Origin of the sequence: Mucilaginibacter sp. (assembly GCF_028288225.1) — a bacterium.
In the GTDB taxonomy this organism is placed as follows: Bacteria; Bacteroidota; Bacteroidia; order Sphingobacteriales; family Sphingobacteriaceae; genus Mucilaginibacter.
Window position 1 is genome coordinate 1 of the sequence record NZ_JAQBOC010000082.1, and the last position, 25,865, is coordinate 25,865.

General features: G+C 39.0%; 25 protein-coding genes. 12 read left to right on the top strand and 13 right to left on the bottom strand.

Annotated elements, in window-relative coordinates:
• Window positions 1-42 precede the first annotated feature (42 nt).
• The 3 genes from JWQ54_RS24610 (at window position 43) to JWQ54_RS24620 (ending at window position 3,455) form a co-directional block, all read left to right on the top strand.
• Window positions 43-1,590 (top strand): Rne/Rng family ribonuclease, encoded by a 1,548-nt coding sequence (locus JWQ54_RS24610; RefSeq protein WP_299590376.1) that lies wholly within the window; start codon window positions 43-45, stop codon window positions 1,588-1,590.
• A 185-nt stretch (window positions 1,591-1,775) separates the two neighbouring features.
• Entirely contained in the window at window positions 1,776-3,257 is a 1,482-nt protein-coding gene (gene radA / locus JWQ54_RS24615; protein WP_299590378.1) for a DNA repair protein RadA, read from the top strand.
• Between the two features lie 33 nt (window positions 3,258-3,290).
• Window positions 3,291-3,455 carry a DUF433 domain-containing protein gene (locus JWQ54_RS24620; RefSeq protein WP_299590380.1) on the top strand — a complete coding sequence of 55 codons (165 nt, stop codon included), beginning with the start codon at window positions 3,291-3,293 and terminating at the stop codon, window positions 3,453-3,455.
• Between the two features lie 83 nt (window positions 3,456-3,538).
• Here JWQ54_RS24620 and JWQ54_RS24625 read toward each other — a convergent pair whose 3' ends face one another.
• On the bottom strand, window positions 3,539-5,212 hold the full coding sequence (locus tag JWQ54_RS24625) for a hypothetical protein (RefSeq protein WP_299590382.1): 1,674 nt from the start codon (window positions 5,210-5,212) through the stop codon (window positions 3,539-3,541).
• A 432-nt stretch (window positions 5,213-5,644) separates the two neighbouring features.
• Between JWQ54_RS24625 and JWQ54_RS24630 the strand changes: the two genes are divergently transcribed.
• Together JWQ54_RS24630 and JWQ54_RS24635 are read left to right on the top strand one after the other, a co-directional pair.
• Window positions 5,645-6,703, top strand: coding sequence for a sensor histidine kinase (locus tag JWQ54_RS24630; protein WP_299590383.1), 1,059 nt, complete (start codon window positions 5,645-5,647; stop codon window positions 6,701-6,703).
• The gene (locus tag JWQ54_RS24635; RefSeq protein ID WP_299590384.1) at window positions 6,700-7,419 is read left to right on the top strand and encodes a LytTR family DNA-binding domain-containing protein; all 720 of its coding nucleotides are present in this window, start codon (window positions 6,700-6,702) and stop codon (window positions 7,417-7,419) included. Before JWQ54_RS24630 ends, JWQ54_RS24635 begins: the two co-directional genes overlap by 4 nt.
• Window positions 7,420-7,494: 75 nt before the next feature.
• Here the strand turns inward: JWQ54_RS24635 and JWQ54_RS24640 are convergent, their stop codons facing one another.
• The 4 genes from JWQ54_RS24640 to JWQ54_RS24655 all read right to left on the bottom strand — a co-directional run bounded on the left by JWQ54_RS24640 (window position 7,495) and on the right by JWQ54_RS24655 (window position 12,196).
• A complete protein-coding gene (locus JWQ54_RS24640) occupies window positions 7,495-7,953 on the bottom strand; it encodes a nuclear transport factor 2 family protein (RefSeq protein WP_299590385.1) in 459 nt (152 codons plus the stop codon).
• 225 nt (window positions 7,954-8,178) lie between these two features.
• A complete protein-coding gene (gene dnaA, locus JWQ54_RS24645) occupies window positions 8,179-9,606 on the bottom strand; it encodes a chromosomal replication initiator protein DnaA (RefSeq protein WP_299590386.1) in 1,428 nt (475 codons plus the stop codon).
• Window positions 9,607-10,051: 445 nt separating this feature from the next.
• On the bottom strand, window positions 10,052-11,599 hold the full coding sequence (locus JWQ54_RS24650; protein WP_299590387.1) for a methylmalonyl-CoA mutase: 1,548 nt from the start codon (window positions 11,597-11,599) through the stop codon (window positions 10,052-10,054).
• Window positions 11,600-11,665: 66 nt separating this feature from the next.
• Entirely contained in the window at window positions 11,666-12,196 is a 531-nt protein-coding gene (locus tag JWQ54_RS24655) for a hypothetical protein (protein WP_299590388.1), read from the bottom strand.
• A 92-nt stretch (window positions 12,197-12,288) separates the two neighbouring features.
• Between JWQ54_RS24655 and JWQ54_RS24660 the strand changes: the two genes are divergently transcribed.
• Window positions 12,289-12,642: an iron-sulfur cluster assembly accessory protein gene (locus JWQ54_RS24660; RefSeq protein ID WP_299590389.1), complete on the top strand. Its 354-nt coding sequence runs from the start codon at window positions 12,289-12,291 to the stop codon at window positions 12,640-12,642.
• A 96-nt stretch (window positions 12,643-12,738) separates the two neighbouring features.
• On the opposite strand, the gene JWQ54_RS24665 is transcribed toward JWQ54_RS24660, so the two are convergent.
• Complete coding sequence (locus tag JWQ54_RS24665) at window positions 12,739-13,464, bottom strand: TlpA disulfide reductase family protein (RefSeq protein ID WP_299590390.1); 726 nt, start codon at window positions 13,462-13,464, stop codon at window positions 12,739-12,741.
• A 162-nt stretch (window positions 13,465-13,626) separates the two neighbouring features.
• Complete coding sequence (locus JWQ54_RS24670; protein WP_299590391.1) at window positions 13,627-14,538, bottom strand: hypothetical protein; 912 nt, start codon at window positions 14,536-14,538, stop codon at window positions 13,627-13,629.
• A gap of 314 nt (window positions 14,539-14,852) precedes the next feature.
• On the opposite strand from JWQ54_RS24670, the gene JWQ54_RS24675 reads away from it, so the two are divergent.
• Window positions 14,853-16,433: a family 10 glycosylhydrolase gene (locus JWQ54_RS24675; RefSeq protein WP_299590393.1), complete on the top strand. Its 1,581-nt coding sequence runs from the start codon at window positions 14,853-14,855 to the stop codon at window positions 16,431-16,433.
• A 120-nt stretch (window positions 16,434-16,553) separates the two neighbouring features.
• Here the strand turns inward: JWQ54_RS24675 and JWQ54_RS24680 are convergent, their stop codons facing one another.
• The 3 genes from JWQ54_RS24680 to JWQ54_RS24690 form a co-directional block, all read right to left on the bottom strand.
• The gene (locus tag JWQ54_RS24680; RefSeq protein WP_299590395.1) at window positions 16,554-17,348 is read right to left on the bottom strand and encodes a DUF1835 domain-containing protein; all 795 of its coding nucleotides are present in this window, start codon (window positions 17,346-17,348) and stop codon (window positions 16,554-16,556) included.
• Window positions 17,349-17,601: 253 nt separating this feature from the next.
• A complete protein-coding gene (gene pgk / locus JWQ54_RS24685) occupies window positions 17,602-18,792 on the bottom strand; it encodes a phosphoglycerate kinase (RefSeq protein WP_299590397.1) in 1,191 nt (396 codons plus the stop codon).
• 162 nt (window positions 18,793-18,954) lie between these two features.
• On the bottom strand, window positions 18,955-19,389 hold the full coding sequence (locus tag JWQ54_RS24690; protein ID WP_299590399.1) for a GNAT family N-acetyltransferase: 435 nt from the start codon (window positions 19,387-19,389) through the stop codon (window positions 18,955-18,957).
• Window positions 19,390-19,577: 188 nt separating this feature from the next.
• On the opposite strand from JWQ54_RS24690, the gene JWQ54_RS24695 reads away from it, so the two are divergent.
• The gene (locus JWQ54_RS24695) at window positions 19,578-20,210 is read left to right on the top strand and encodes a hypothetical protein (RefSeq protein WP_299590401.1); all 633 of its coding nucleotides are present in this window, start codon (window positions 19,578-19,580) and stop codon (window positions 20,208-20,210) included.
• Window positions 20,211-20,373: 163 nt separating this feature from the next.
• On the top strand, window positions 20,374-21,243 hold the full coding sequence (locus JWQ54_RS24700; RefSeq protein ID WP_299590402.1) for an alpha-1,2-fucosyltransferase: 870 nt from the start codon (window positions 20,374-20,376) through the stop codon (window positions 21,241-21,243).
• 102 nt (window positions 21,244-21,345) lie between these two features.
• Here JWQ54_RS24700 and gap read toward each other — a convergent pair whose 3' ends face one another.
• From gap to JWQ54_RS24715, 3 genes are all read right to left on the bottom strand, one after another.
• Window positions 21,346-22,341 (bottom strand): type I glyceraldehyde-3-phosphate dehydrogenase, encoded by a 996-nt coding sequence (gap, locus tag JWQ54_RS24705; RefSeq protein WP_299590403.1) that lies wholly within the window; start codon window positions 22,339-22,341, stop codon window positions 21,346-21,348.
• Between the two features lie 114 nt (window positions 22,342-22,455).
• A complete protein-coding gene (locus JWQ54_RS24710; protein WP_299590405.1) occupies window positions 22,456-23,559 on the bottom strand; it encodes an MraY family glycosyltransferase in 1,104 nt (367 codons plus the stop codon).
• A gap of 111 nt (window positions 23,560-23,670) precedes the next feature.
• Complete coding sequence (locus JWQ54_RS24715) at window positions 23,671-24,447, bottom strand: glycosyltransferase family 2 protein (RefSeq protein ID WP_299590406.1); 777 nt, start codon at window positions 24,445-24,447, stop codon at window positions 23,671-23,673.
• A 46-nt stretch (window positions 24,448-24,493) separates the two neighbouring features.
• Between JWQ54_RS24715 and JWQ54_RS24720 the strand changes: the two genes are divergently transcribed.
• From JWQ54_RS24720 to JWQ54_RS24730, 3 genes are all read left to right on the top strand, one after another.
• Entirely contained in the window at window positions 24,494-24,841 is a 348-nt protein-coding gene (locus JWQ54_RS24720; RefSeq protein WP_299590407.1) for a hypothetical protein, read from the top strand.
• On the top strand, window positions 24,828-25,379 hold the full coding sequence (locus JWQ54_RS24725; RefSeq protein WP_299590408.1) for a WcaF family extracellular polysaccharide biosynthesis acetyltransferase: 552 nt from the start codon (window positions 24,828-24,830) through the stop codon (window positions 25,377-25,379). Before JWQ54_RS24720 ends, JWQ54_RS24725 begins: the two co-directional genes overlap by 14 nt.
• A gap of 59 nt (window positions 25,380-25,438) precedes the next feature.
• On the top strand, window positions 25,439-25,865 hold a 427-nt coding region (locus tag JWQ54_RS24730), incomplete at its 3' end, for a hypothetical protein (RefSeq protein ID WP_299590410.1).

A 25,865-nucleotide genomic window follows, 5' to 3' on the forward strand; every position in this document is an offset into this window, starting at 1 on the left:
TAACGTGCGGTTGTTTAATCGCTTTAAGAAATGGAGTAGCAATTGATAAAAGAATTAATTATCGATTCATCCCCCAGCGGGACTACTATTGCATTATTACAGGACAAACAGCTCGTAGAGCTTCATAAAGAGCAGATCAGCAACAATTATACTGTTGGTGATATTTACCTTGGCAGGATCAAAAAGATCATGCCAGGGCTAAATGCTGCTTTTGTTGATGTAGGCTACGAGAAAGATGCCTTTTTGCATTACCTTGATCTTGGTCCGCAGGTACAAAGCCTGCTTAAGTTAACCAAGCAAGTACGTAGCGGGGGATATCAGTCAAAGCTTTTAGATAACTTTAAGCTTGACGGTGATATTAATAAAGGGGGCAAGATCTCTGAGTTATTATCGAAAAATCAGCTTATACCTGTACAGATAGCCAAGGAGCCTATTTCAACAAAAGGCCCCCGCTTAAGTTCAGATATATCTATCGCCGGGCGATATGTAGTATTGGTGCCGTTTTCGGAGGTTATCTCTATCTCAAAAAAGATAAAGAGCAACACCGAACGTAACCGTCTGCGTAAAATTGTTGAGAGTATAAAGCCAAAGCACTTTGGTGTTATTATACGTACTGTATCTGAAGGTAAAGGCGTTGTTGAAATGCAAAAGGACCTGCTTGATCTGATATCAAAGTGGGAATCATTCATTACGCGCCTGCCATCAATTGAGCCTGCTAAAAAAGCGTTAGGCGAAATTGACCGTACATCAACTTTGTTGCGCGACATATTAAACCCCGATTTTGAGCATATTTATGTGAATGATAACAGCATGTTCGAAGAGGTGCGCTCTTACGTTCATGAAATATCACCCGACCTGGAAAGTATCGTCAGGTTCCATAAAAACAGTGTTCCTATATTTGAGCATTACGGGGTTGATAAGCAAATTAAAGGCGCCTTTGGCAAAACAGTTAATCTTGCAGGCGGCGCCTACCTGGTTATTGAACATACCGAAGCGCTGCATGTTATTGATGTAAACAGCGGTAACCGTACAGCCAGCAAAGAGAACCAGGAAGAAAATGCCTTCCAGGTAAATAAGGAAGCTGCTAAAGAAATTGCACGTCAGCTTAGGCTGCGTGATATGGGTGGCATTGTGGTTATCGACTTTATTGATATGCACAAGCCCAATAACCGTAAAGATCTTTTTGATTATTTAAGGGGCGAAATGGCATATGACAGGGCTAAGCACACTATTTTACCGCCAAGTAAATTCGGCCTGGTACAAATAACCCGTCAGCGTGTGCGCCCTGAGATGAACATTGTTACCAACGAGGTTTGCCCTACCTGTAATGGTACCGGTACCATAAGGCCAACAATTTTGTTGCTTGATGATATTGAAACCAACTTTAATTACATATTGGTTGAACAGAACGAGAAGAACATTACACTTGTTGTTCACCCTTACATTGAAGCCTACATTAAAAAAGGCTTTATAAACCGCCAGATGAAATGGTTTATAAAATATAACCAGTGGATAAAGGTTAAAAGCAACCCTGCATACCAGATCACTGAGTTCCACTTCTTCTCAGGCGCTGAAGAAATTAAATTATAAAATGATGTGCGAATTTGCAGATGTGCAAATGTGCGGATGAAAAAATGCAAAATGAGCAGATGTTTTAAAAAGCGTCTGCTCATCTTGTTTTAAAGTATATTCGTTTACTAATTTAATTAGCAAGTATTGCGTATATTGCAGTTAAAATCTGCACATTTGCACATCAATAATCTGCACATCCAATAATGGCTAAATCAAAAATTGCATACTTCTGTCAAAGCTGTGGGTATGAGGCAGCAAAGTGGCTGGGCAAGTGCCCTTCTTGTTCCCAATGGAATACCTTTGTTGAAGAAATTTTAGAGAAACCCAATACCTCTGTGCCTAACTGGAAAGCCACTTCAACTACGCAGCAGCGTGCAAATAAGCCGGTACAGGTTGCTGATATTACTTTTACTGATGAAGATAGGCTAATTACCCCTGATGCCGAATTTAACCGCGTTTTAGGCGGCGGAATTGTTGCTGGATCGTTGGTATTGATAGGTGGAGAGCCAGGAATAGGTAAATCAACCCTGATGCTCCAGCTGGCCCTGAATATGCCAAACCTTAAAGTCCTCTATGTATCCGGTGAAGAAAGTGAACGGCAGATAAAGATGAGAGCGGAAAGGCTTCAGGAAGTTGTGGGTCAGAGATCACGGGTTAGAGATCAGAGGTTAGGAGAAAAATTAAATAAATCCGAAATCGAACATCCGAATTCCGAAATCAATAGAGGTTGCTACATATTGACTGAAACATCAACCCAAAACATATTTAAGCAAATTGAGCAACTGGAGCCTGACCTTGTAGTAATTGATTCGATCCAAACCCTGCATTCGGCACATATTGAATCAACACCGGGGAGTGTGTCGCAGGTTAGGGAGTGTACTGCTGAGATGCTGCGCTTTGCAAAGGAAAGTTCTACACCGGTATTTTTGATAGGTCACATAACCAAAGACGGTATGATAGCCGGTCCGAAAATACTGGAGCATATGGTTGATACTGTTTTGCAGTTTGAGGGCGACAGGCACCATGTTTACCGTATTTTACGTACAGTTAAAAATCGTTTCGGCTCATCATCTGAGCTTGGCATCTACGAAATGCTTGGCGAGGGATTGCGGGAAGTATCAAATCCGTCCGAGATCCTGCTTTCACAACGTGATGAACCTTTGAGCGGCATTACTATTAGCGCCACATTAGAAGGCATGCGGCCTATGCTTATTGAAACCCAGGCTCTGGTAAGTATCTCGGCTTATGGCACGCCTCAACGTACGGCAACCGGCTTTGATACCAGGCGCATGAGCATGCTGCTGGCTGTTCTTGAAAAACGTTGCGGTTTTAAGCTTGGAGCAAAGGACGTGTTTTTAAACATAACCGGTGGCATCCGGGTGGAAGACCCTGCTATTGATCTTGGACTTGCAGCTGCCATTATCTCCTCTCATGAAGATATCCCGATCTCTTCAAAAACCTGCTTTGCGGGCGAAATTGGATTATCAGGCGAGATCCGCGCAGTAAACCGCGTAGAGCAACGCATTGCAGAAGCACAAAAATTGGGGTTCGAACAGATCTTTATTTCCAAATATAACCTGCCATCCGGCGGGCAGGACAAAAGGAAAATGGATCTATCCCGTTATAAAATAGAGGTAAAGGTGGTAAGCAATATTGAGGAGGTGTTTGGCTTGTTATTTGGGTGATGTATTATTAATACATTTTATTTAGAATTGTTTATGCAGCAAATTGATTATAAGCTATATATTGAAGTTAACCCTGAAATAAGGTTCGGTAAGCCTGTAATTAAAGATACAAGAATAACTGTATATGATGTTTTACAATGGCTTGCCTCCGGCATGAGCCATGAAGAGATCATCAACGACTTCCCTCAAATAAGCTAAACCCAAATATTAGCGTGTCTTTCTTATGCAGCTAATAAAGAACGTGTAATAAAAGTTGCATAGTATACTGTATCGCTACAAATCTATTTAACCCTAAATTCCAGCTCATTCTCCCAAATAGCTTTCCTGTCCAACTCCGCTTTAAAATTGGTAAGTGTAAATTGCCGATCAGGTTGCAGCCTTTTTGAAAATACCTTTTTACCATTTAAATGTACATTTACCTTTTGTTTATAATCTATCATTTCCCGGTTTAGCTTAATGAAAAATGTAGCTACATCACTTGTTTCAATATGTATATTATTCCCGTTCCTGGTCGCTTTCATGGCTCCCGATTTATGCGGATAATCAAAGGCCGTTTCTTCGCGGTGAATGGTTTTATTAAAATCATTATTATCCAGCCATTCGGTTATTTTAAAATTGGGATCGGTGTGCCAGGTAGCTTTTTTTGAAAGGGTATCTAAAGCGGTTATGGTTACCCAGTCGGATGCGCCATATTTAACGTTATCTGTTTCAAAGTAAATTTCTTTTGGGTAGGGAACACGAACCCTGGTATTCATATCTTCAAATATTTTAGCCATTGGCACTTGTGATTCCTTCATCGACGGAAACCAATGCGGATAGCCCTTATTAAGTTCTGTGTGCCACTTTACCCCGAGTGAGTTAGCCAGGCTATCAATAGTTTTAACTGCCTGAGGCGGATAGTAATAGTCTTTATCGGTAGCAAAATTATAGAACTGCCTTGTCAATCCATTTTTCAAGTATGTACCGCCAACAAATACTTTGGGTTGGGTGTTCATCCCATAAAACCCCGCATATAAAGTGGGTGATTTCACCAGGTAAGTGAACACCCCGGTGGCGCCATTTGAGTGGCCAAGCAGCTCAACCCGGTTATCGTCAATGTTTAAATAGGCTTTAAGGTGCATTACAATTTTGTTTACCATATCAAAGCCACTCTCGGTAGTCATCCAGTTGATAACTTTTGTACCCATCGGATAAATGGTAATATATTTTTCGGCATAGCCGGGGATATGCCCACTTGTTGCACGATAAACTAAGGGGAATGATCCTGCATTACTATAACCTTTATTATATTTAACTGCGCCATGTAAAACAACCAACGCGGGATTAGGTATCAAAGGATCATAATTAGCAGGCAAATGCACATAAAAAGGCACTTTCGTCGTATCAATACGGATAAACAGCGCTATACCATTATCTTTCAAATAAGCTTTTGGCGATTTATAAGCGAACGCCCTTTTAAGCTCCGGGTAAACATCGCCCCCGGATGTCAGTGTAGTAAGTTGAGGTCTTACATCCATTGCAGCTTCAAAACTTTTCCATATTGTTATTGCATCTTCGCTCTCCTTTTTTTCCTGTGCAATAATTTTAGCTTCTCCTTTTTGTACCGATGCTATCATCATCGCCCACCTTTGATCATCCTTTAAAAATTCAAATCCTTTTTCTTTGAGTAGCTTTTCACTAAAAAAATAATAATTGTTTAAGGCGTTGTTTTTTATATACCGGTTTAAAGCTGCAAAAGTCTTTTCTTTATCCTTTGCCATGCCCCATGCAATGGCTGAACTATAGGCAATAGTGTTTGACTCAGGATTTAATTTATCCAGGTACGTATCATAGTTGGTAGCCGCGTATACATAGTTCTTTAATTTAAAACAAGAGTCCGCTATACTAATGTAACCAGCTTCCTGCGCTTTAAGCAAACATGGAAAAATAAGGAGCAATAAAATTATCTTCTTCATAATTGTAAGTTTAGATCAGGATTGTTCAGGGTATTTATTTTTCAGATACTGCAGGATCTCCGGAAAAAATCAGTGAAGTTTCTGTACTTGTTTGAACTGAGATAATTATCATAAATAAACGGCGTTACGTCCTCAACATAAATAAAATCGCTTGACGAACCGTAACTTTAAGCTGATCCTCGCAAATACCGGCCAGGGGCAACAATGCGATCAAACTGATCAATAATCTTTTTTTCATTTCAATAAAATCAGATGTGACACAAACATGCAGCACAAGACATGTTTATTAAAACTGTAATTGATGAACCGGGTAATTTCACTGACAAACAGGCAAGCCGGCTTATAAGTAGTTACAGGGCTGTTTGTCATTAAAAATCAGGCTTTCATATATTTATATAGCCATAACATGCAAACCTATTATATATTTAAGCGATGAAACGAAAGTATGTTATACTGTTGCATATAATCTTCTGGACCCTGCTCCTTGTAAATAATCTGTGGAATTCAGTTTCAAGAGGAATTTTAAGTGCTTATAAAAATCAGCCGGTCGACCTGCATTTATTTTGTAAATACCTTATAGTTGAAACCGGGTATCTTTTAATCCCTGTATTTTGTTTTTATGGTGCTTACCTGCTTGTGGCGCCGCAGATAATGGTTAAAAAAAGCTATATTAAAGCCATCTTGCTTGCATTTTTAACCCTGTTATTTATTGTGGGCTTTCGCTATGTAATAGAATTCCATTTCTTTTTACCTGTTTTGGGTTTTGATAACTATAACGACGATCACTGGACCGTTACCCATTACATTACCAATATCTTCTTCTATTATTTTCCGAGTTATTTTGTTTATGGGTTGATGTATTTTTTTGTAGAGGGTTGGTACAAAACCCGTCACCGGCAACAGGAGTTTGAAAAGGAAAAAGCCGCTGCCGAACTCACATTTTTACGCTCGCAGCTAAACCCGCATTTTTTATTCAACAGCATTAATGATATTTATTCGCTTACTTACCAGCAATCAGAACATGCACCTGCAGCTTTATTAAAGCTGTCCGAAATATTGCGTTATATGCTTCGCGAAGGCAGAGAGGATACCATGCCCATCCAAAGCGAAATTAAATACCTGGAGAACGTAATTGAGCTGCAGCGCATAAGCACCAAAGGTGCTGCTTGTATTAATTTTAATATTGAAGGTTACATCGGCAGTCAAAAAATAGCGACGCTACTTTTAATTGCTTTTGTTGAAAATGCCTTTAAACATGGCGTATTAAGTGATCCCGGCCAACCTGTTGAAATTAAACTGCTGGCAACAAATGAAGAAATCCACTTCACAGTACACAACAAAAAAAATCGCGGCCAAAAAGATAAAACAGCAGGAATTGGCTTAAACAATGTACGCCGACGGCTGGCCCTTATATACCCGGGCAGGCATAATTTGACTATTGATGACCAGCCCGAATTTTATACCGTAAATTTAAAGTTGCAATTGATATGAAACTACGTTGCCTTGTAATTGACGATAAACCATTAGCAATTGATGTGCTTGCTGATTATGCCCGCAAGGTGCCTTTTCTTGAATTGGCAGCCACCACAACTAACCCAATTGAAGGATTGAACATAGTACGCGAGCAAAAGATAGATTTGATTTTCCTCGACATTCAGATGCCCGAGCTAACAGGGATGCAGTTTATTAAAATAGCAGGCAAGCAATGTAAAATAGTCCTCACAACAGCATACACCGAATATGCGCTGGATGGATATGAGCATGATGTGGTTGACTACCTGTTAAAGCCCATTGCCTTTGACCGGTTTTACCGGGCAGCCGAAAAGGCGCTTAATTTAACAACAAGCCAATCTAAAATGGACATAGCTAATGCACCTGTTATGCCGGAACAGCCATCTGAGTTTCTATTTGTTAAAACAGAACATCGCATCCAAAAAATAAACCTGGCTGATATTTTATATGTGGAGGCACTTCAAAATTATGTATCACTTAATACTACTAATGGCCGTGTAATGAGCCTGCAGCCATTAAAAAAAATTGAAGAGCAGTTGCCTGCCATTGAATTTATAAGGGTACATAAATCCTATATCGTTTCACTAAGGCACATCGGCTCGGTTGAACGCAGCCGGATCTTTATTGGTGACACTATTATTCCTGTTGGAGATAGTTACAGGGATGGATTTTACAAGGTGATAGATAAGTCTTAAGTTTGTAGTCCTGAGTCTTAAGCCCTTAGTAGAAACATAAATTTTGACTGTGGACTACAGACTCAATACTTAGAACTATTCAATACAATTATCCTTCCTCCTGGTATCAACAATATAAATTATTTTCCATCCATCTGCAGTTTTCATTAATGAAAAAACATCCACCCCGCAATGGCTGAATTTATCACCAAGGTAGAATTTGTAGGGTGCCCAAACGCTGGCCAGGTCGCCGTCAATTTTTATATCCCCATAGGTTATGCGTTCGTCATATACCCCGTTGTGCGGCGTTCCAATAGCTTTAGCAAAATCATTGGCGCTGTCTGTTGAAATAACAGCTTTGCCCTCTTTATTCGTCGAAACACTTTGCAATACCATCTCTTTTGCAAAAACAGATTTCAATAAAGTGCTGTCGCCTTTGCGCATAGCATCAAACATGGTTTTGATGGATTGCTTGATACCATCAGTTGCGGATTGCTGGGCGAAGGTGCTGATTGAAAATAATAGCAGGAAATTTAGTAGTAATAACTTCTTCATAATTAATTATTTGATACAATTTAAGTAAAATTAAGTGCTTGGCAAATTAATATATTTATTCCAACTCCATGTCATTATAAACTTGTTTCAGCACCTCACTTGCCAAATGTGCACCCTGCACGTGGGAATGTCCCGTGGGTGCCGAAATAATTCGGCATGACATTTTGGGTTACAAAAAAGCCCTGCATTTTCACGCAAGGCTACTATAAATCATCATAAAATCAGTTAGGACATTTTAAGTTTTTTCTGAATATCGGCTACATAGCCTTTAAATTTCTTATCCGTATCAATCAAATCTTCAACCGTTTGGCAGGCATAGATCACGGTTGAGTGATCACGGCCGCCAAAGAAATGGCCTATTGATTTTAATGAGCTTTTAGTATGCGCCTTGGCAAGATACATAGAGATTTGGCGGGCCTGTACAATTTCGCGTTTTCGGGTTTGAGATTTAACCATCTCTATTGGCACTTCAAAATACTCGCAAACCAGGTTCTGGATGTATTCCATCGAGATCTCTTTTGATGAGTTCTTCACAAAGTTTTTCAACATTTGTTTAGCCAGGTTCAAATCAATCTCCTTACGATTTAAGGTTGACTGCGCGAGCAATGACACCATTGCACCTTCCAGCTCGCGTACGTTGTTATCAATATTATGTGCAACGTACTCAATTACATCGTTTGATAATTCAATGCCGTCCTGGTAGGTTTTATTTTTAAGGATAGCCATGCGGGTTTCAAGATCTGGAATTTGCAGATCAGCTGAAAGTCCCCATTTAAATCTTGATAACAGGCGTTCCTCTAAACCGGCAAGATCTTTTGGCGCCTTATCCGAAGTGATGATAACTTGTTTACCTGATTGATGCAGGTGGTTGAAGATATGGAAAAAGAAATCCTGTGTTTTTTCTTTGCCGGCAAAGTTGTGCACATCATCCATTATCAGCACATCAATGGCCTGGTAAAAGTTCACAAAATCATTTATGTTATTGTGCTTTAAAGCATCAACAAATTGCTGTGTAAATTTCTCGCATGATACATAAAGCACCAATTTATCAGGCAACGAGTTTTTTATTTCGTTACCAATGGCTTGCGCCAGGTGGGTTTTGCCCAGGCCAACGCCACCATATATCATTAAGGGATTAAATGACGTACCTCCGGGTTTGGCTGCAACAGCGTAACCGGCCGAACGGGCAAGCCTGTTGCAATCGCCCTCAACAAAATTATCAAACGTGTAGTTCCGGTTTAACTGCGGGTCTACATTCAGTTTTTTTAATCCCGGAATAACAAAAGGGTTCTTTATGTCCTTGTTTATTGAAATAGGTATTGGCATAGACTGATTTTTTGATTCAGCGCCATTCCCGTTTGAGGGTAAATTTGTAGTATATGGCTTGCTGGATGATGATTGTTCTACAACTATATTATACTCCAAACGCCCATCATCGCCTAATTGTTTTTTTATTGTTTTGCGCAGCAGGCCAACATAGTGTTCTTCAAGCCATTCGTAGAAAAATAAACTTGGTACCTGAATGGTTAAAACACTCCCTTCCATCCTCAAAGCTTTGATCGGCTCAAACCAGGTTTTAAAGCTTTGTGCCGGTATGTTGTCTTTTATGATTTGAAGGCAGCTATTCCAAACGTTAGTACAAGTTTTTTCCATATAGATTTTATTAAAATATTGATTTCCAACCCCCAGCGAAACATCTTTTGGGACTGCTACGGAACATCGAATATTCTAAAAAAAAGTGGATAAAAAAATTAAATTTCAACATTTTAGTAAAATAAATTCAGCAAATAATAAGGTGTTTTATGCCGTTAATTGAATATTAAATATTACCTTTCGCATTAAAAAAACATCAATATATTATTATTTAACTATTGCGAAATTTTACTATTAACTAAGTGAAAAAAAATTTAACCGATTTTCCAATTTCGCTGTTCGATGCACGTTTTCCTTTGGTTGTAACGTCTGCCAACCGGCAACTTTTAAGCCATTATAACCGTTTATTCTTCCTTTTAGGTTTAAGTAATTGATAATTCAGTAAATAATTTTTTAAAAAGATCCGGCAAATCTTGCAAGAGGATATTTTGGCAGCATCTCATTGTCAGTATTCCCCAAAAACGTGGCGCAGTGTGTCAGAAATTTCGCCCAGAGTGGCATAACATTCAACCGCATTTAATATAAAAGGCATCAGGTTTTCTTTGCCCTTTGCAGCTTCACTAAGTTTTTGCAGGCTGGTTGTTACGGCGTTGTTGTTTCTTGTACTTTTAAGTGCTGAAATTTTCTCCGACTGTTTGATACGGATAGAGTCATCAACCCTGAATACATTTATAGCGCTTGCTTCGGGCTCGGTAAATTTGTTAACACCAACAAGTACTTTTTCGCCGCTTTCAATTTCATTTTGATAAATATATGCCGAGTTAGCAATTTCCTGCTGGATATAATCCTGCTCAATGGCTTTTACCGAGCCGCCCATTGCATCAATCTTATCAATATATATTTGTGCAGCTTTCTCAATATCATTAGTTAGCGCCTCTATAAAATAAGAGCCGGCTAAAGGGTCAACCGTATCGGTAACACCACTTTCAAACGCAATTATTTGCTGTGTACGTAATGCAATTTTAGCGGCAGCCTCGGTAGGCAGGGATATAGCCTCGTCATAACCATTGGTATGTAATGATTGTGTACCACCCAGCACAGCCGCCAGGGCCTGGTTGCTCACCCTTACAATATTATTCATGGGTTGCTGTGCTGTTAAGGTTGAACCGCCCGTTTGGGAATGAAAACGCAGCTTTTGCGCCCCGGCATCAGTAGCACCCAACTCCTTTGTTATATGCGCCCACATTCGTCTGGCGGCCCTGAACTTGGCTATCTCTTCAAAAAAGTTATTGTGGCAGTTAAAAAAGAAGGAAAGCCTTTTTGCAAAAACGTTTATATCTAACCCTTTTTGCAATGCAGCCTTTAAATAAGCCTTCCCGTTGGCCAAAGTAAATGCAAGTTCCTGCACCGCTGTTGAGCCTGCCTCGCGGATGTGGTAGCCAGATATTGATATAGTGTTCCACTTTGGCACTTCTTTGCTGCAATATTCAAATACATCTGTTATTAATCGCATAGAAGCTTCGGGAGGATATATATAGGTGCCGCGGGCGGCATACTCCTTTAATATATCATTCTGCACCGTACCCGAGATCTGTTTAAGATCGGCTCCCTGTTTTTTTGCTAATGCTATGTACATCGCCAGCAATACAGGCGCCGTAGCATTAATGGTCATTGAAGTGGTAATGTTTTTTAGTTCGATGCCATTAAACAAGATCTCAATATCCTGTAGTGAATCTATCGCTACGCCAACTTTGCCAACTTCGCCTTCAGCAAGCTCATGGTCCGAGTCATAACCAATTTGGGTTGGCAGGTCAAAGGCAACAGACAGGCCCATGGTTCCCTGGCTTAACAGGTAGTGATATCTTTTATTTGATTCTTCTGCTGTTGAAAATCCTGCGTACTGGCGCATCGTCCAGGGTTTGCCCCGGTACATATCCTTCTGAATACCGCGGGTGAACGGAAATTCACCGGGCAGCTCATTCAGGCCTGCAGGCTCTGTATAAACCTCTTTAATTTCGATACCTGACGTGGTGGTAGTCTTCTTTTCGGCCATTTGGTTTATAATAATGTGATCAACACATTCAACTAATCTCTGATCTCTAACCTCTAATCAACTAAATCAAAACAATTCTTCAAGGTCTTTCCGCAGCATACTTGCGCCAATTTCATACGGGTTATCTTCCATTTGGCTTAAGCTTCCCAGTATGATCTTACTCAGTTCAAGTCCTGTGGCTGTTTCAGGAGCATTTTTAATGGCATTATTAATAATGCCTAATGTATCCTCTTTAACATGCTTTACCACGCCCCATGCCCTGCTGCTTACATAAATTTGCTGGGTTATGTTATGCTGATATTCATTGCGGATCTCATCAACAACTAAGCTATATAACTCATGAGCTGAATAAGAAGGAGCATTTAGGCGGATAAGCATATTGGCCGGGTTAACCCGTTCAATAAATAAAACACAACGCTCATAAGCCTGCAGGCGCAGAGGAAGTGTTTGGTTACTGATAGTTTTTTTAAATTCAAGCAATTGTATTTTCTCATCTCTGTCAAGATATGGCTTTATAAGGTAGAAGGCTATCCATACAATACCCAAACCGGCTATTATATATTTTAAAATATCTAAAAAGTAAGGCAAAAAGTTCATGCTAAAGAATGTTAAATAGAGGTCATAAATAAACAGGTTGCGACAAAAATCCGCATTTTACCTTATATTTGTTTAGTTAATTAAAATATAAGATGAGTACTGCTGTTGAAACTGCTCCCGCACCGGTAACCTTTACAGAAGGCGCCGTAAAAGAACTTAAGAAATTGAAAGATCAACAAGAGCTTGGTGATGATTTTGGCCTGCGTGTAGGCGTTGAAGGCGGAGGCTGCTCTGGCATGAACTACGTTTTAGGTTTCGATCAGAAAAAGGATGGCGACCAGGAATATTATATTGACGGGATAAAAGTATATATGCATAAGGCACATGGTTTATACCTTGTTGGCATGCAGATAAATTTTCAGGATGGCTTGAATGCCCGCGGTTTTACCTTTAATAACCCAAATGCTGCCAGCACCTGTGGCTGCGGCACTTCGTTTGCTGTATAATTTCAGAAACCGAAGGCTTGAGATCAGAGATCAGGATTTATTAACAATCCATATCCAGCAACACAAAACTGATCCCTGATCTCTAACCTCTAATCATTACTTAGCCACTTCTTCTATAGTTTTTGCAAATCCTTCAAGGGTATAAGGGCCATAACCTTTTGTATGGAGTTTTACTTTACCTTCCTTATCTAATATTATACTGGTTGGATAGTTTTTTATTTCGTATTTGTCCGCAATCTCTTTCCCGTCATTAACAATGTGGTAAGCAAACTGGTTAGCTTTTATAAATTTTTGGAGATCCTCTTTATCATCAAGCGCAACTGCTATAAATACGATATTAGGGTTATTTGCATAGGATAACGCAATTTTATTAAGCTCAGGAATTTCCTCCTTGCAGGGAACGCAGGCAATAAACCAAAAATTTAAAACTACTACTTTACCTTCCAGCTCTTTTGGCCTTATCTTATAGCCTTCAATATCTTTTGCACTAAAAAGCTCTATTTTCCTCCCCGTTTTAATATAACCACTTTCATCTGATGGAAGCCTGAAATTTTTCATCCTGGCTTTTGCAGCTTCATCCATTTTTACTAAGGTGAATTCATCGGCACTATCTTTTCCGGGATTTATAACTTTCAATGTATAATTGCCCGTTACAATTAATTTGTGCCAGTCTGCATATGAATACCTAACCCCGGCCGAATCTTTTACAACTGTGTTTGAATCTATCTTATGAGGTCTTCGTGTAACTGAATTTGAAATTTGTGCGTTAGCTGCCAGGGTGAAAGCGATGAAGGTTATTAACAGGAAAAACTTTTTTTTCATTGTCATGCTAAGTTTAGATGAAATGAAAATACAATTTGTGAGTGACATTAGCAAGATTTATAATATATAAAGTAATGGCTTTAGGGCTAAAGCGCATTATCACTATAAAATAAAAAAAGCACCTTATTGGGGTGCTCTTTTTATTTTATAACGTATTATCTGCTATTTTAAAGGAAAGCTGGTTTTACCCATGGTATATCCATCGGCGTATAGCAATACGGTATATGAGCCTTTTTGAAAGGCAACCGGGTTTAGCCAATCAATAGTATAGCCACTGCCATCATCTTTAAACTCTATTGCAGTTTTATAAGTAAACTGAAGGTCCTGCCCATCGGCGTTAAATGTGCCGGAATCTGTTCCGGTTATTAAATTGCCGGTTGGGTCAATTACACGCACAAAAATATCATGCATTGACTTTTCTGCGACAGCATTGCTGGCAACTGTAAAGTTTATCTTGATTTTTTTAGCCGGACCAGACCGTTTTGTATCAACCTCTTTACCGCTGCCCTTAATTTTATAGGCCACTATATCAACTGTAGCTATTTTAAGTGCCGATGCCACTTTAACTTTGGTATCAAGTTCTTTGTTTTGCTTGGTTAAATCACTATCTTTTTTTGCAGCAGTAACCAAATTAGTTTTTAGTGTATCTCTTTCAGTAGTTAATGAAACGTTTTGTTTTTTTAACTCCTCTAAATCGGCTGTATATTTAGTTACAAAATATCTCAGTTGCTTTACATCTTCCTGCGCTTTGGCCAGTTCAGCTACTGTTAACTTACCTTTGGCAAGTTCGCTGCGTAAGACCCTTATTTTAGCCTTCAGCGAGTCGTTTTTTGCTTGCAAAGCTGCCGACATTTTTGTTTTGCCTGCATTTACTTGCTCAATTTGTGCTTCTAAGCTGTCGAGCTCAGTTTGCAGCCTGGTTTTTTCGTCGTTTTGATATACAATCTTAGTATCAGATTTGTTTTTTTGCAGATACAAGTACACATCCGTGGCAAGCAAAGCCAGTACCACCACGATCAGGAAGTAAATGACGTTTGAATTTTTTTTAGGTGTTTGGCTTGTTTGGTTTTCCATAACAATTAATTTTTTTAAGTTTTCAATAATAGCTAAATGTATGCCGGTTTTATAATAATATATGTTACAACTTATTTGTTTTATTGTTTCGACATTAATTTCCGGTATCTAATTATTGATCTATCCCATTCAGTATAAATTAAAGTGTGGAAAATATAACGCAAATATTAGCTTAATTGATATAATATATAATTAAGCAAGGCTAAAAATAAGCACAATATGATTAAAACACAAAATACGGGCAATTATTATGCACTATACTAAAACTGCTAAGCTATGAGTTTATATCTTTGCAACTTTTAATAAATTGTTTAATGCGTATCTACCGCCAAGTGCTTTTTTTAATTTTTACATTAATTATTGTTATAGAAGCAAAGGCTCAGCCTATACTTAATATTGATTCTCTGCCTGGTGAAGATACATCAGTTAGGGATACCATTGCCCCAAAGCGCGAATTCAGAGGCGTATGGATTGCTACCGTTGAGAATATAGACTGGCCAAGCAAACCTGGATTAAGCACTGGTGAGCAAAAGCAAGAAATGATTGACAGGTTAACTATTCACCAGCGGCAAGGTATAAACGCGGTAATGTTCCAAATAAGGCCAGCTGCCGATGCATTTTATGCTAAAAGCCGTGAGCCGTGGTCAAAATGGCTTACCGGCAAACAAGGTAAGGCCCCGGATCCGGCTTATGACCCGCTTGAATTTGCAATTAATGAGGCTCACAAACGAGGCATGGAACTGCATGCCTGGTTTAACCCTTACAGGGGAACTAACGATGGTAAATTTTCTTTATTGGCGCCATCTCATATTACCCGAATAAAACCGGAATGGTTCTTTACCTATGGCGGAATTAAACATTTTAACCCTGGCATCCCCGAGGTGCGTGATTACATTGTTAAGGTATTTTTAGATGTGGTTGATAATTATGATATAGATGGCGTGCACATGGATGATTATTTTTACCCGTACCCAATTGACGGCCAACACATAGATGATGCGCAAACGTTTGCCAATTATGGCGATGGTTACGATGATATAAAAGATTGGCGCCGGCACAACGTCGACACCCTCATCCAGATGCTGAGCGACAGCATTCATAAACATAAGCCCCGCGTAAAATTCGGGATCAGCCCGTTTGGGATCTGGGCCAATACCTATCAAAATCCGGAAGGTTCTGAAACGCATGGTGGCTCATCTTATTATGAAACGTTCGCTGACTCGCGTAAATGGGTAAAAGAGAGTTGGGTTGATTACATTAACCCCCAGCTTTACTGGCCCATTGACAACCCTTCAGCTGCCTTTAATAAGCTACTCGACTGGTGGAGTAATAATACTTACGGAAGGCATTTATATATCGGGATGGCGGCATATCGGATAAATGAGCGTAAGGTTAATAAGTTTAAGAACCCTGCACAAATGCCCGATCAGATAAAATACCTCCGCAAAAACCTCAGGGTACAAGGCAGTGTTTATTTTAGTTCAAAATCATTAATAAATAACCCACTTGGCATTGCTGATTCGCTTAAACAAACTTATTACAACCACCCTGCTTTGCCACCGGTAATGCTTTGGTTAGATTCTGTTCCACCAAACCCCCCGGTAAATTTTACAGCTATAACCGGATTAAAAGGCGTTCAGTTAAAATGGGCAACCCCCGCACTGGCCAATGACCTGGAACCGGTATATGGCTATGTAGTGTATCGTTTTGATGGTAATGAGAAGGTGAACTTAAACAATCCTAAGTATATTCTGCATATACAGTATAACAACAGCACCTTTTTTACCGATGATAGCGTGAAGAAAGGAAAAACTTATTTATATGTTGTTACCGCGATAGACAGGTTGAAGAATGAGAGCGAGCCATCGCCAACAATTGCGGCAACGCCGAAATAAAAATTTGGAATGGTGAATTTGCTGCAGGCAATAAATAGAGCTATCGTCTATTTATTGGCTTTTTTCTCCAAGTTGTGCTGCTGCTTTGCTTATCTTTTATATCAGTATTAATATGTTTTATCATAATGTTAGAATTATCAAATCCTTTTTCCTGAGTTTGTCGAGATAAGTATCAATCTCCATATCTCCCATACCATAGATCTTTTCGGTTTTCCAGAATTCCAAATAGATCTCCGGTATTGTTCTGATACCGTAATTGTAAATTTCCAGCAGCTTTTGCTCTATGTAGTTCAGCCCTTGTTCATTTACCTGCAAGCGTTTAAGCTGTGCCTGCAAGGCAGGTTTTAAAAAATGCAGACTACCCCAAAAATCTGTTGTTGACAGAAATTTATTCAGCACTTCAGTATCCTTACTTACATAAACTTTCCATGCTTGCAAAGCTATCGCAAAATCCTCGTCGCTTAGTTGCTCTCTTATATTATCGTAAAGATATTCCAACTCTTCACTATTTAGTTCGCCCATGCCCCTGAAATCGGCCTTGCCGGGGAAATCACCAGGACAGATAAGATAAATGGCTGGAGAAGACAGGTCAATTTTTTGTTCCAGGTAGGCTATAACGCCCAGCAGATTTGCCTGGCAATGCAAGTCAAACTCAAACCATAGGTTTATCACATCATATTGCTCACTTAGCTTTGTAAGCTGATCGAGCATTTTATACTGGTAGCTTTCGGGCTTTTCATTAAAAGTTTCAGTGATCCATTTTTTCCGGTTTCTCCAGAAACGAGCAGCTAAAATATTCTCTTCCAGCGGTCCTTCGGACAAAACCTCGCGCCAAACCATAACATCGCCGTCAAGGCCGGTTTGTTCAAAACTATACCTGGTGGAATCTCCGTTGAGGATATGGAGGGTATTCATATAGGCAATTTAAATAAGATTATTTGATAATTGCGTCAATGCGCTGTCATTACTAAACCGTTGCTTGCCAAACTTTAATTGCAACTACAAGAATGTATGGAAATGGCAGGGATGTTTGCTAAAGAGCAACTTTTACTCAAATCAGGCGGGTAACCAATTGTTTGAACCATAATTTTTAAGATTAAAATATTGTTGTGTTTTACAAGCTTTATTTTAAATCTGAAATCAAGGTTCAAACAAATAAGCAATTACATTAACCATTTATCGCTTTTACGCCCGGCAATTCTTTACCTTCCATATATTCCAGCAACGCGCCGCCACCGGTAGATACATAGCTTACGTCATCGGTAAAGTTAAATTTGGCTACAGCAGCTGCAGAATCACCACCGCCAATTAGTGAGAATGCACCATTTTCAGTTGCTTTAACTACAGCTTCGGCAATTGCTTTAGTGCCGGCCTCAAACTTCCCCATTTCAAAAACACCCATGGGACCGTTCCATAATATGGTTTTTGATTCTTCAACCACTTTAGAGAACGCTGCAATTGAATCAGGACCTATATCCAAACCCATCCAGCCATCTTTTATATTATCGTTTTGCGCCTTGTCAGTATTTGCGTCGTTGCTGAAATTATCAGCAATAACAGAATCGGTAGGCAGCAATAAATTAACACGTTTGTCTTTTGCTTTTTGGATCAGGCTCAACGCCAGGTCGAGCTTATCAGCCTCAACTAATGATTTGCCGATGTTGCCACCCTGCGCTTTTGCAAAAGTGTAAGCCATACCGCCGCCGATGATCAGGTTATCAACCTTATCTAATAGCTTTTCAATCAATTCAATCTTATCTGATACCTTGGCCCCACCCATAATGGCGGTGAAGGGTTTGGTTGCGCCGTTCAATATTTTTTCTGCATTTGCCAGTTCACCGGCCATCAGGTAACCAAAGTATTTGGCATTGGGAAAAAACTGGGCTATTACAGCTGTTGAAGCATGTGCACGATGTGCGGTGCCAAAGGCATCATTTACATAAATATCGCCCAGCATTGAAAGCTTTTCGGCAAAATCTTTATCACCCTTTTCTTCTTCTTTATAAAAACGAAGGTTCTCCAACAATAACACTTCTCCTTTTCCTAATTCTTTTGATTTGGCAAGGGCATCGGCGCCAATGCAGTCATCAGCAAATTCAACCTGTTGGCCAAGCAGATCAGCCAAATGAGGAACAATATGCTTTAATGAATATTTTTCTTCGGGGCCTCCCTTTGGCCTTCCCAGGTGCGACATCAGGATCACTGCACCACCGTCTTTCAGGATCTTTTTAATGGTTGGGAGGGCAGCTGTCATCCGGTTATCATCGGTAATGGTATAATCTTTATCAAGTGGCACGTTAAAATCAACCCTAATAAGGGCACGTTTCCCGGCAAAGCTAATCTGGTCAATGGTTTTCATTTAGCAATTGTTTTTAATGAAGATGAATATGCCCGACGCAAAGCAGAACAATATTCAGTTTCATATAGTTTGATGTAAATAATTTATTCGGATGCCAAATTCAGCATTTAATTCTAAAATCCGAACGTAAAAGTTAAAAAGGTGTTTTAATTAATAAAAAAATCATTGAATTTTAACATATAGGACATAATGAGGCCCTATACCAGGTACATCAAATTCTGCAGATATAGCTTCGAAACCCATGTTCATATAAAACGGTATGGCTTTTTTACGGGCATTACACCAAAGGTAATTAGCCTTTTGTCCCCTAAGGTAAACTATGGCAAAATTTAGCAGCTGGTTACCAAAGCCTTTCCCACGGTATGCCTCAACAGTAGCCATCCCGCGTAACTGGTAGCCAGTGCCGGTAAACTCACCATAACTTTGTGGATGGAAAGATGCAATGGAGGCCAGCTCATCGCCCACATAAAAGCCTAAATGAAAGACACCCGGCAAACTATCCGACGGGAATATGCATTCATCAGGGGTAAGTTTCCCTTCGCGCAAAACTTCATTGCGGATAGCCAGTAATTCATCAACAGCAATAAATTTTATCATTCTATTAAAAATATAGATTTCTGCCTTAAAAAAACGAGCAGAATTTTCCCCAAACCTATTAATTTTTCTTCCGTGTAACGCCCCAATATTATATTGTAGAGCTATAATTAACTGTTTTGGCGGGGGGATAAAAAAACAGCACAACTATTGTATTAATAAACCAGGCTTATTACCTATCGAATTTTGCTATGAGATCCCTATTTTCAATAATTTTACTTTCTGTAATTCTTTGGGGGTGCAGTACCCAAAATAATGTTAAACCGACTGATAGCAGCCAACCAAGCGGAAATCAAACAAAACCACCTGCCGATACTACAAAGAAGCTTACCCGGGACGACTCTATACATAAGGTAGCTTTTATAATATATTCACAAAAGGTTAAAACCAGTGTCTCCGGTAAAACCTTAATACTTGCATTTGATGAAAATGTAAACCTTTTTGTGCTTGCTGATGGTTATAAAAAAACATCGGCTGTTCATTTAAAGGAGGATTTTAAGAAAACTTCGCTTGGGGCATTTGATTTTACAACCTTAAACCAGGATGGGCTAACAACTTTTAATTTTGTTGATGATAATTTAAATAACGTAAAATTTAAAACGATATCAGATACCACAGTAAGCGGCGTTAAGGCGGTTAAGGTAAATGTTCATCGGCTAATAACATTTTCAAAGGAGTACTACTCAAACCAATTGGCTATTGATCAGCAAAACCTTCTGTTGAGTAAATCCGATGATCTGCTATCTTTTTCGTCCTACACTTATTACAATCAAAAAAATTACCCCGTTACCAGCGCAGTTACTTATCTGCAGTATGTGAAGTAAGATTGATTAAGTTAAATGAATTGGAACCGGTACTTTCTTCTATTAAGTAAGACTGCTTGATTGTTAAATAATATCCATAATTTTAGGCTGATCAATAATTTAAGCAAACTTTGAATTTTAGCCTTGCTCTAAATAGTTATTGCTGCTTTTGGTTTACTAAAATATGATAGCTATAGTATTATCCGGCGGCCTCGGAAACCAGTTATTTCAATATGCTTTTATTTATAATCAGCATAAAAAACTCAATACTCCCTTCTTCCTGGTAAAAAATGGCACCCCTATAGATCTTTATAAGTATTTTGAGCTTGAAAAAAACTTTTTTTACTACCTGGACAAATTACTATTCGATTACACAGGATTTAAACTGTTTTTTAGCCATTATTTGAGGCGGGGTTTTTATGAAAAGGTTTGTAACCGGTTAACCAGGCAGCATATAATGATCGGAATAAATGAAGATCCTGGCAATGCATTACAAAAAACTAAAAATGGTGCCTTATATTTTGGCTTTTTCCAGTCTGAAACATATTTTAAACATAATGCTGATGAACTATTAAAAGCTTATTCAGTTAAATCAAAATATTTAAAAGCATATAACCGAAAATTTAACTGGTTAAAAAAGTATCAATCGGTTGTGGTTATCCATATCAGGATGGCTGATTATAAAGCGGCCTCTGGAAACGGGGACAGCCTGGTTATACCGCTTAATTATTATCATAAAGTAATTAAGGAGGTGTATAGTGCCAATAATTTTTATGTAATAATGTCTGATGAAATAAATACGATAAGTAAGGAATTTGATTACCTGGAAAATAAGTATTTCTCGAACGAAAGCGAGATAATTGATTTTCAACTAATGATGAATGCTGATATTTGTATAATAGCCAATAGCACATTCAGCTGGTGGGCCGCTTATTTAAATAATAAAAAAAATAAAACAGTTTATTGCCCAAAGCACTTCCTGGGTTTTTTAAAGGGTGAAGATAACCCGCCCCAAATATATCCTGAAAGGTGGGTACAGGTGCCGGTGTTTTAAACTGGTATTAGTCGATAGTCATAAGTCCGGAGTCTTAAGTCGAATTTAGGTCTTTTTTTACTTGAGACTAAAGACTAACCGTCAATTTATGATTGCTTGAAACTAATTCATATTACTGATCTTCTCAACCAAATCCGCAAGGCGACTTGAATATCCCATTTCATTATCGTACCAGCCTACAACCTTTACCAGTCCACCAACAACTGAGGTAAGCTGGGCGTCAAATATGCAGCTATGGGTATTGCCTAATATATCGGTTGATACGATGGGGTCTTCAGTGTATTCCAAAACATTTTTCATGGCGCCTTCTGCCGCTTGCTTAAACGCAAGGTTAATGGCCTCAACGGTTGGCTGTTTTTTTAAACTGCACGTAAAATCTGTTAATGAGCCGTTTAAAACCGGCACCCGGATGCCTGCGCCACCAAGTCGGCCTTCAAGATGGGGGAATATGGCGGTGATAGCCTTGGCTGCCCCTGTAGTTGTTGGAATGATAGACCCAGATGCTGCCCTTGCCCTGCGCAGGTCTTTATGCGGTGCATCATGCAAGTTTTGATCCCCTGTCATGGAATGTACGGTAGTTATGTATCCGTCAATAATACCCCAGTTGTCATCAAGTATTTTAACCATTGCAGCTACATTATTGGTAGTACATGAGGCGTTTGACAGGATTGACGACTGCAGATTAACAAATCCGTCATTTACGCCCAGCACTATAGTGGGGATGCTTTTATCGGTACTCGGAGCAGAAATTATAACCTGCTTTGCTCCGGCATCTAAATGGCGTAGCGCACCTTGTTTTGAGGTGAATTTACCTGTAGATTCAATTACCAGATCAATACCCAGCTGTTTCCAGGGCAATGCTGCAGGATCAGGCCCGGCAAGTACCTTTATGGCCTTGCCATTTATAAATAAATGGTTATCATCATAGGTTATAGTGCCCTTAAAACCGCGGTGTACAGAATCGTATTTAAAAAGATGGGCAAGCGTTTTGGTATCCGTAAGATCATTAATAGCTATAACAGCAATATCCGGTCTGGTTAAAATGTTTCTTAAAAAAATCCGCCCGATCCGCCCGAACCCATTTATAGCAATTCTCATTGTTAATAATATAAGGCTGCAAAATTAACTAAAATTAAGAAGAGGAAATACTTTAAAGCTAGCTGTAAACACAGGCTAAAGTAATTTTGAAGGAGTAAATTGATCTGAGTGAGATTAAATAAACAGATTGCGAAGAGCCAAACCTTCGCGCTCTTTTGAACGGATAAAGAAGGTGACGGCCCAGTTTAATGCCAGCCTCATTAATATAATTAAAACTATTAGAACAGAGTTACTGTAGTCTCTTAGCAGAAACACTATAAAAATGGTTATTATATTGACACCTGTTAAAATAAGAGTGGTTTGTAAATGATTGAAGCCAAGCTTTAACATACGGTGATGAATGTGATTGCGATCAGCACTAAAAGGTGAGACACCGTTTAATATCCGTATCACAAATACGCGGATAGTATCAAATATAGGGCCTATCAATATGGCAACGGTCAATGCAGGCGCCTCATACAATTGGGGTAGTTTGCTTACGGTATGCATATTTACTTCTATGAACTTTAAAGCCATTACTGCCGATATTAACCCGATTAATAATGAGCCGGTATCACCCATAAATATTTTGGCCGGGGTTAAATTAAATCTAAAAAACCCCAATATAGAGCCTGCCATAGCGAGCGAAACCGCCGCCAGCTCATATTGTTTTTCATATATAAATAATATAGCAAACGAGCCATTGGTAATAATGCCGGTTGTAGCCGCTAAACCATCAATGCCATCAATTAAATTAAAAGCATTAACAATCAGTAAAATTATTAAAATTGATAAACCTGCACTTATTATGTAAGGCAGCTCATAAATACCAAATACACCATACATCCCGGTTAAGCGGATATTGCCCAATATTACCAGTATGGCACAAACAATAAACTGTATTACGAATTTTGTATTGGAATTTACCCCTGAAAGATCGTCTTTTAAGCCCATTGCAAATAAAATTATACAGGCAGTAAGCAAATAATTTATAGGCAATGACTTATCAGTCATGCAGAATAATAACGACGTTATGGTAAAACCAACAAAAATGGCTACTCCGCCAAGCCTTGGTATACCATGGTCATGCTCTTTTCTGAAATGACCAAGGTCATCATATAAGTGGCGAAAGCGGGCTACATGTAAAATTGAGGGAATAGCGAAAGTAGTGATCAGCAAAGAAACGGTGACAATGAAAGCGTAATATACAAAAGTGTAATTATATAAAAATTCCATCATCTTCAATAGTTACGCTAAATATACAATAGTTAAAATTAATGGGAGCAAGTATATAACAATTGTTAATTAACATGGCCACTTCTTACTACATCCTAACACTCTTTTTTTGATTTAAAAGTATTGAATAATCTTTCGCATCGGTTTAACTATTACTGTTAAAATCGGAAGCAAAATTTGGTTATTCCTCATCGCCTTTAAATCAAAGAATAACCCTTTTACGCGGTTGTTTAAACTATTGTTGCTTTTTCCGCCAATTTTCATTTTAATTATTACCTTATTTATATAGTATGCCGGTAACTTATTAACATGCAGGTATCTGAGCATGAGTTCGTAATCAGCAGCCGTTCCATAATTAAGGCTGTAAAGCCCAAATTTTTCAAACAAATTACGTTTACAATAAAAAGTAGGGTGCGGTGGCATCCAGCCAAGGTTAAAGCTCTTGGCTGTAAACCCGCCCGCCCGCCATTTTCGTATTACATTCCCGTTTTCATTTATATAATCAAGATCGCCGTATAAAATATTTGCATTGTTTTGCACAAATGCATTTGCTATAGCACTTAATACTGTGTGATCTGCAAAAAAATCATCGGCATTTAGTATTCCAACAACGTCGCCTGTTGCCAGTTTAATGCCTTTGTTCATAGCATCATAGATCCCATTATCAGGTTCCGAAACGAAGTGACTTAAGTAATGCCTGTATTTTTCAATGATCTGAATGGTGCCATCGGTTGATCCCCCATCAATTAAAATATACTCAACATTATTGAAATTTTGCCGTATAACAGAATCTATACAGCTGGTGATAGTGTTTTCGGCATTGTAAACGACGGTTATTAAAGAAATTTTAAAATCCTGCACTGCGGAAAATACGCTGTTTATAAGTCGCAAATTTTTGCTAAAGTGTAGCGTTCAGGTTCTTAACTGGTTTGGGTTTGTGGCTATTACCAATAATTATGAACTTTTGGTGCCCGGCCATGCCACTATTCAATTGGTTTATTCATGCCTTGGCTTAGGGGTTATTAGTTTTTTTGCCGCTTTTGTTTTAGCTTACCCGGTAAAATTTAAATCTAAGATCGCCTTCCTTATCGGCGGGATCTTAGGAATTGAGTTTTTAAACGTTATAAGGTTTGTGCTGCTCTCCTTATTCTGGAACAGGAATGAAAACAGGGTTATTGACCATCATGCCATTTTTAACATAATTGTATATATAATTATTGCTATAACCCTTTATTTTTGGGTAAAACGCAATGATTTATTGATAAGCAACAATGCCGCAAACTGATCTTTCGTTATACAATAATTCGCCTTTTAATCCGGGTGGTGGCACTATAAAACGCCTACTGTGGTATTATGCAAATTTTATTTTTTTAAAAAGCGGTTTGCTGCCATCAAGCAGTTTTAAAGTATTTTTACTGCGTTTATTCGGGGCTAAAATTGGTAAAGGTGTTACCATAAAGCCTGGTGTTAATATTAAATATGCATGGCATCTAACCGTTGGTAATCATACGTGGATTGGTGAAAATGTATGGATAGATTGCCTTGTTGCGGTTACCATAGGCAATAATGTTTGTATTTCTCAAGGGGCTGTTTTGCTTACCGGTAGCCATAATTATAAAAAGAAAACTTTCGATCTGATAACTCAACCAGTGACGTTGGAGGATGGCGTTTGGATAGGAGCAGGAGCAATGGTTAACCTTGGCGTAATTGCGGCATCGCACGCAGTGCTGACAAGCGGTTCGGTAGCTACTAAAAACATGGACGCTTATTCTGTTTACCAGGGAAAGCCGGCAATAAAGGTTCGTGAGCGAATTATAACCTGATTTGTTTTTTTAATTATATAAATTAGTAATATCCGGAACCCACTCTTAAACTTAACTTAATGCCTTCGCAAAAAAACAACCCGCATAAAATTATTTTAATAATTACCGGCATAGCTGTGCTGATAATGGGAGTCGTCCTTTTTTTTATCCCCCCTGCACTTTTCCCCGATCCGGCCAACGGATTTAATGTATTGCGCAGCATGCGGTTAGGAGGCGGCTTTAATGTTTTAACGGCGCCAGATCAGGACGACATTTCGCAAAACTATAGTGAGTTTGTTACGTGGTGGAGTCCCGGACAATACCTGGTGCCTTATTTTTTTAAGCTGGTAGCCGGTCTGAACACCGGGCAGGCAATGGCGATAACGGTAGCTTTGGCCCAACTATGCGGACTGGCAGGCTTTTATTCATTCTTTAAAAAAATAGGTTTTACGCCATTTATAGCAGCCGTAAGCCTTGTGTTTATTGTTTGCCAGCTGGCATTTTTTG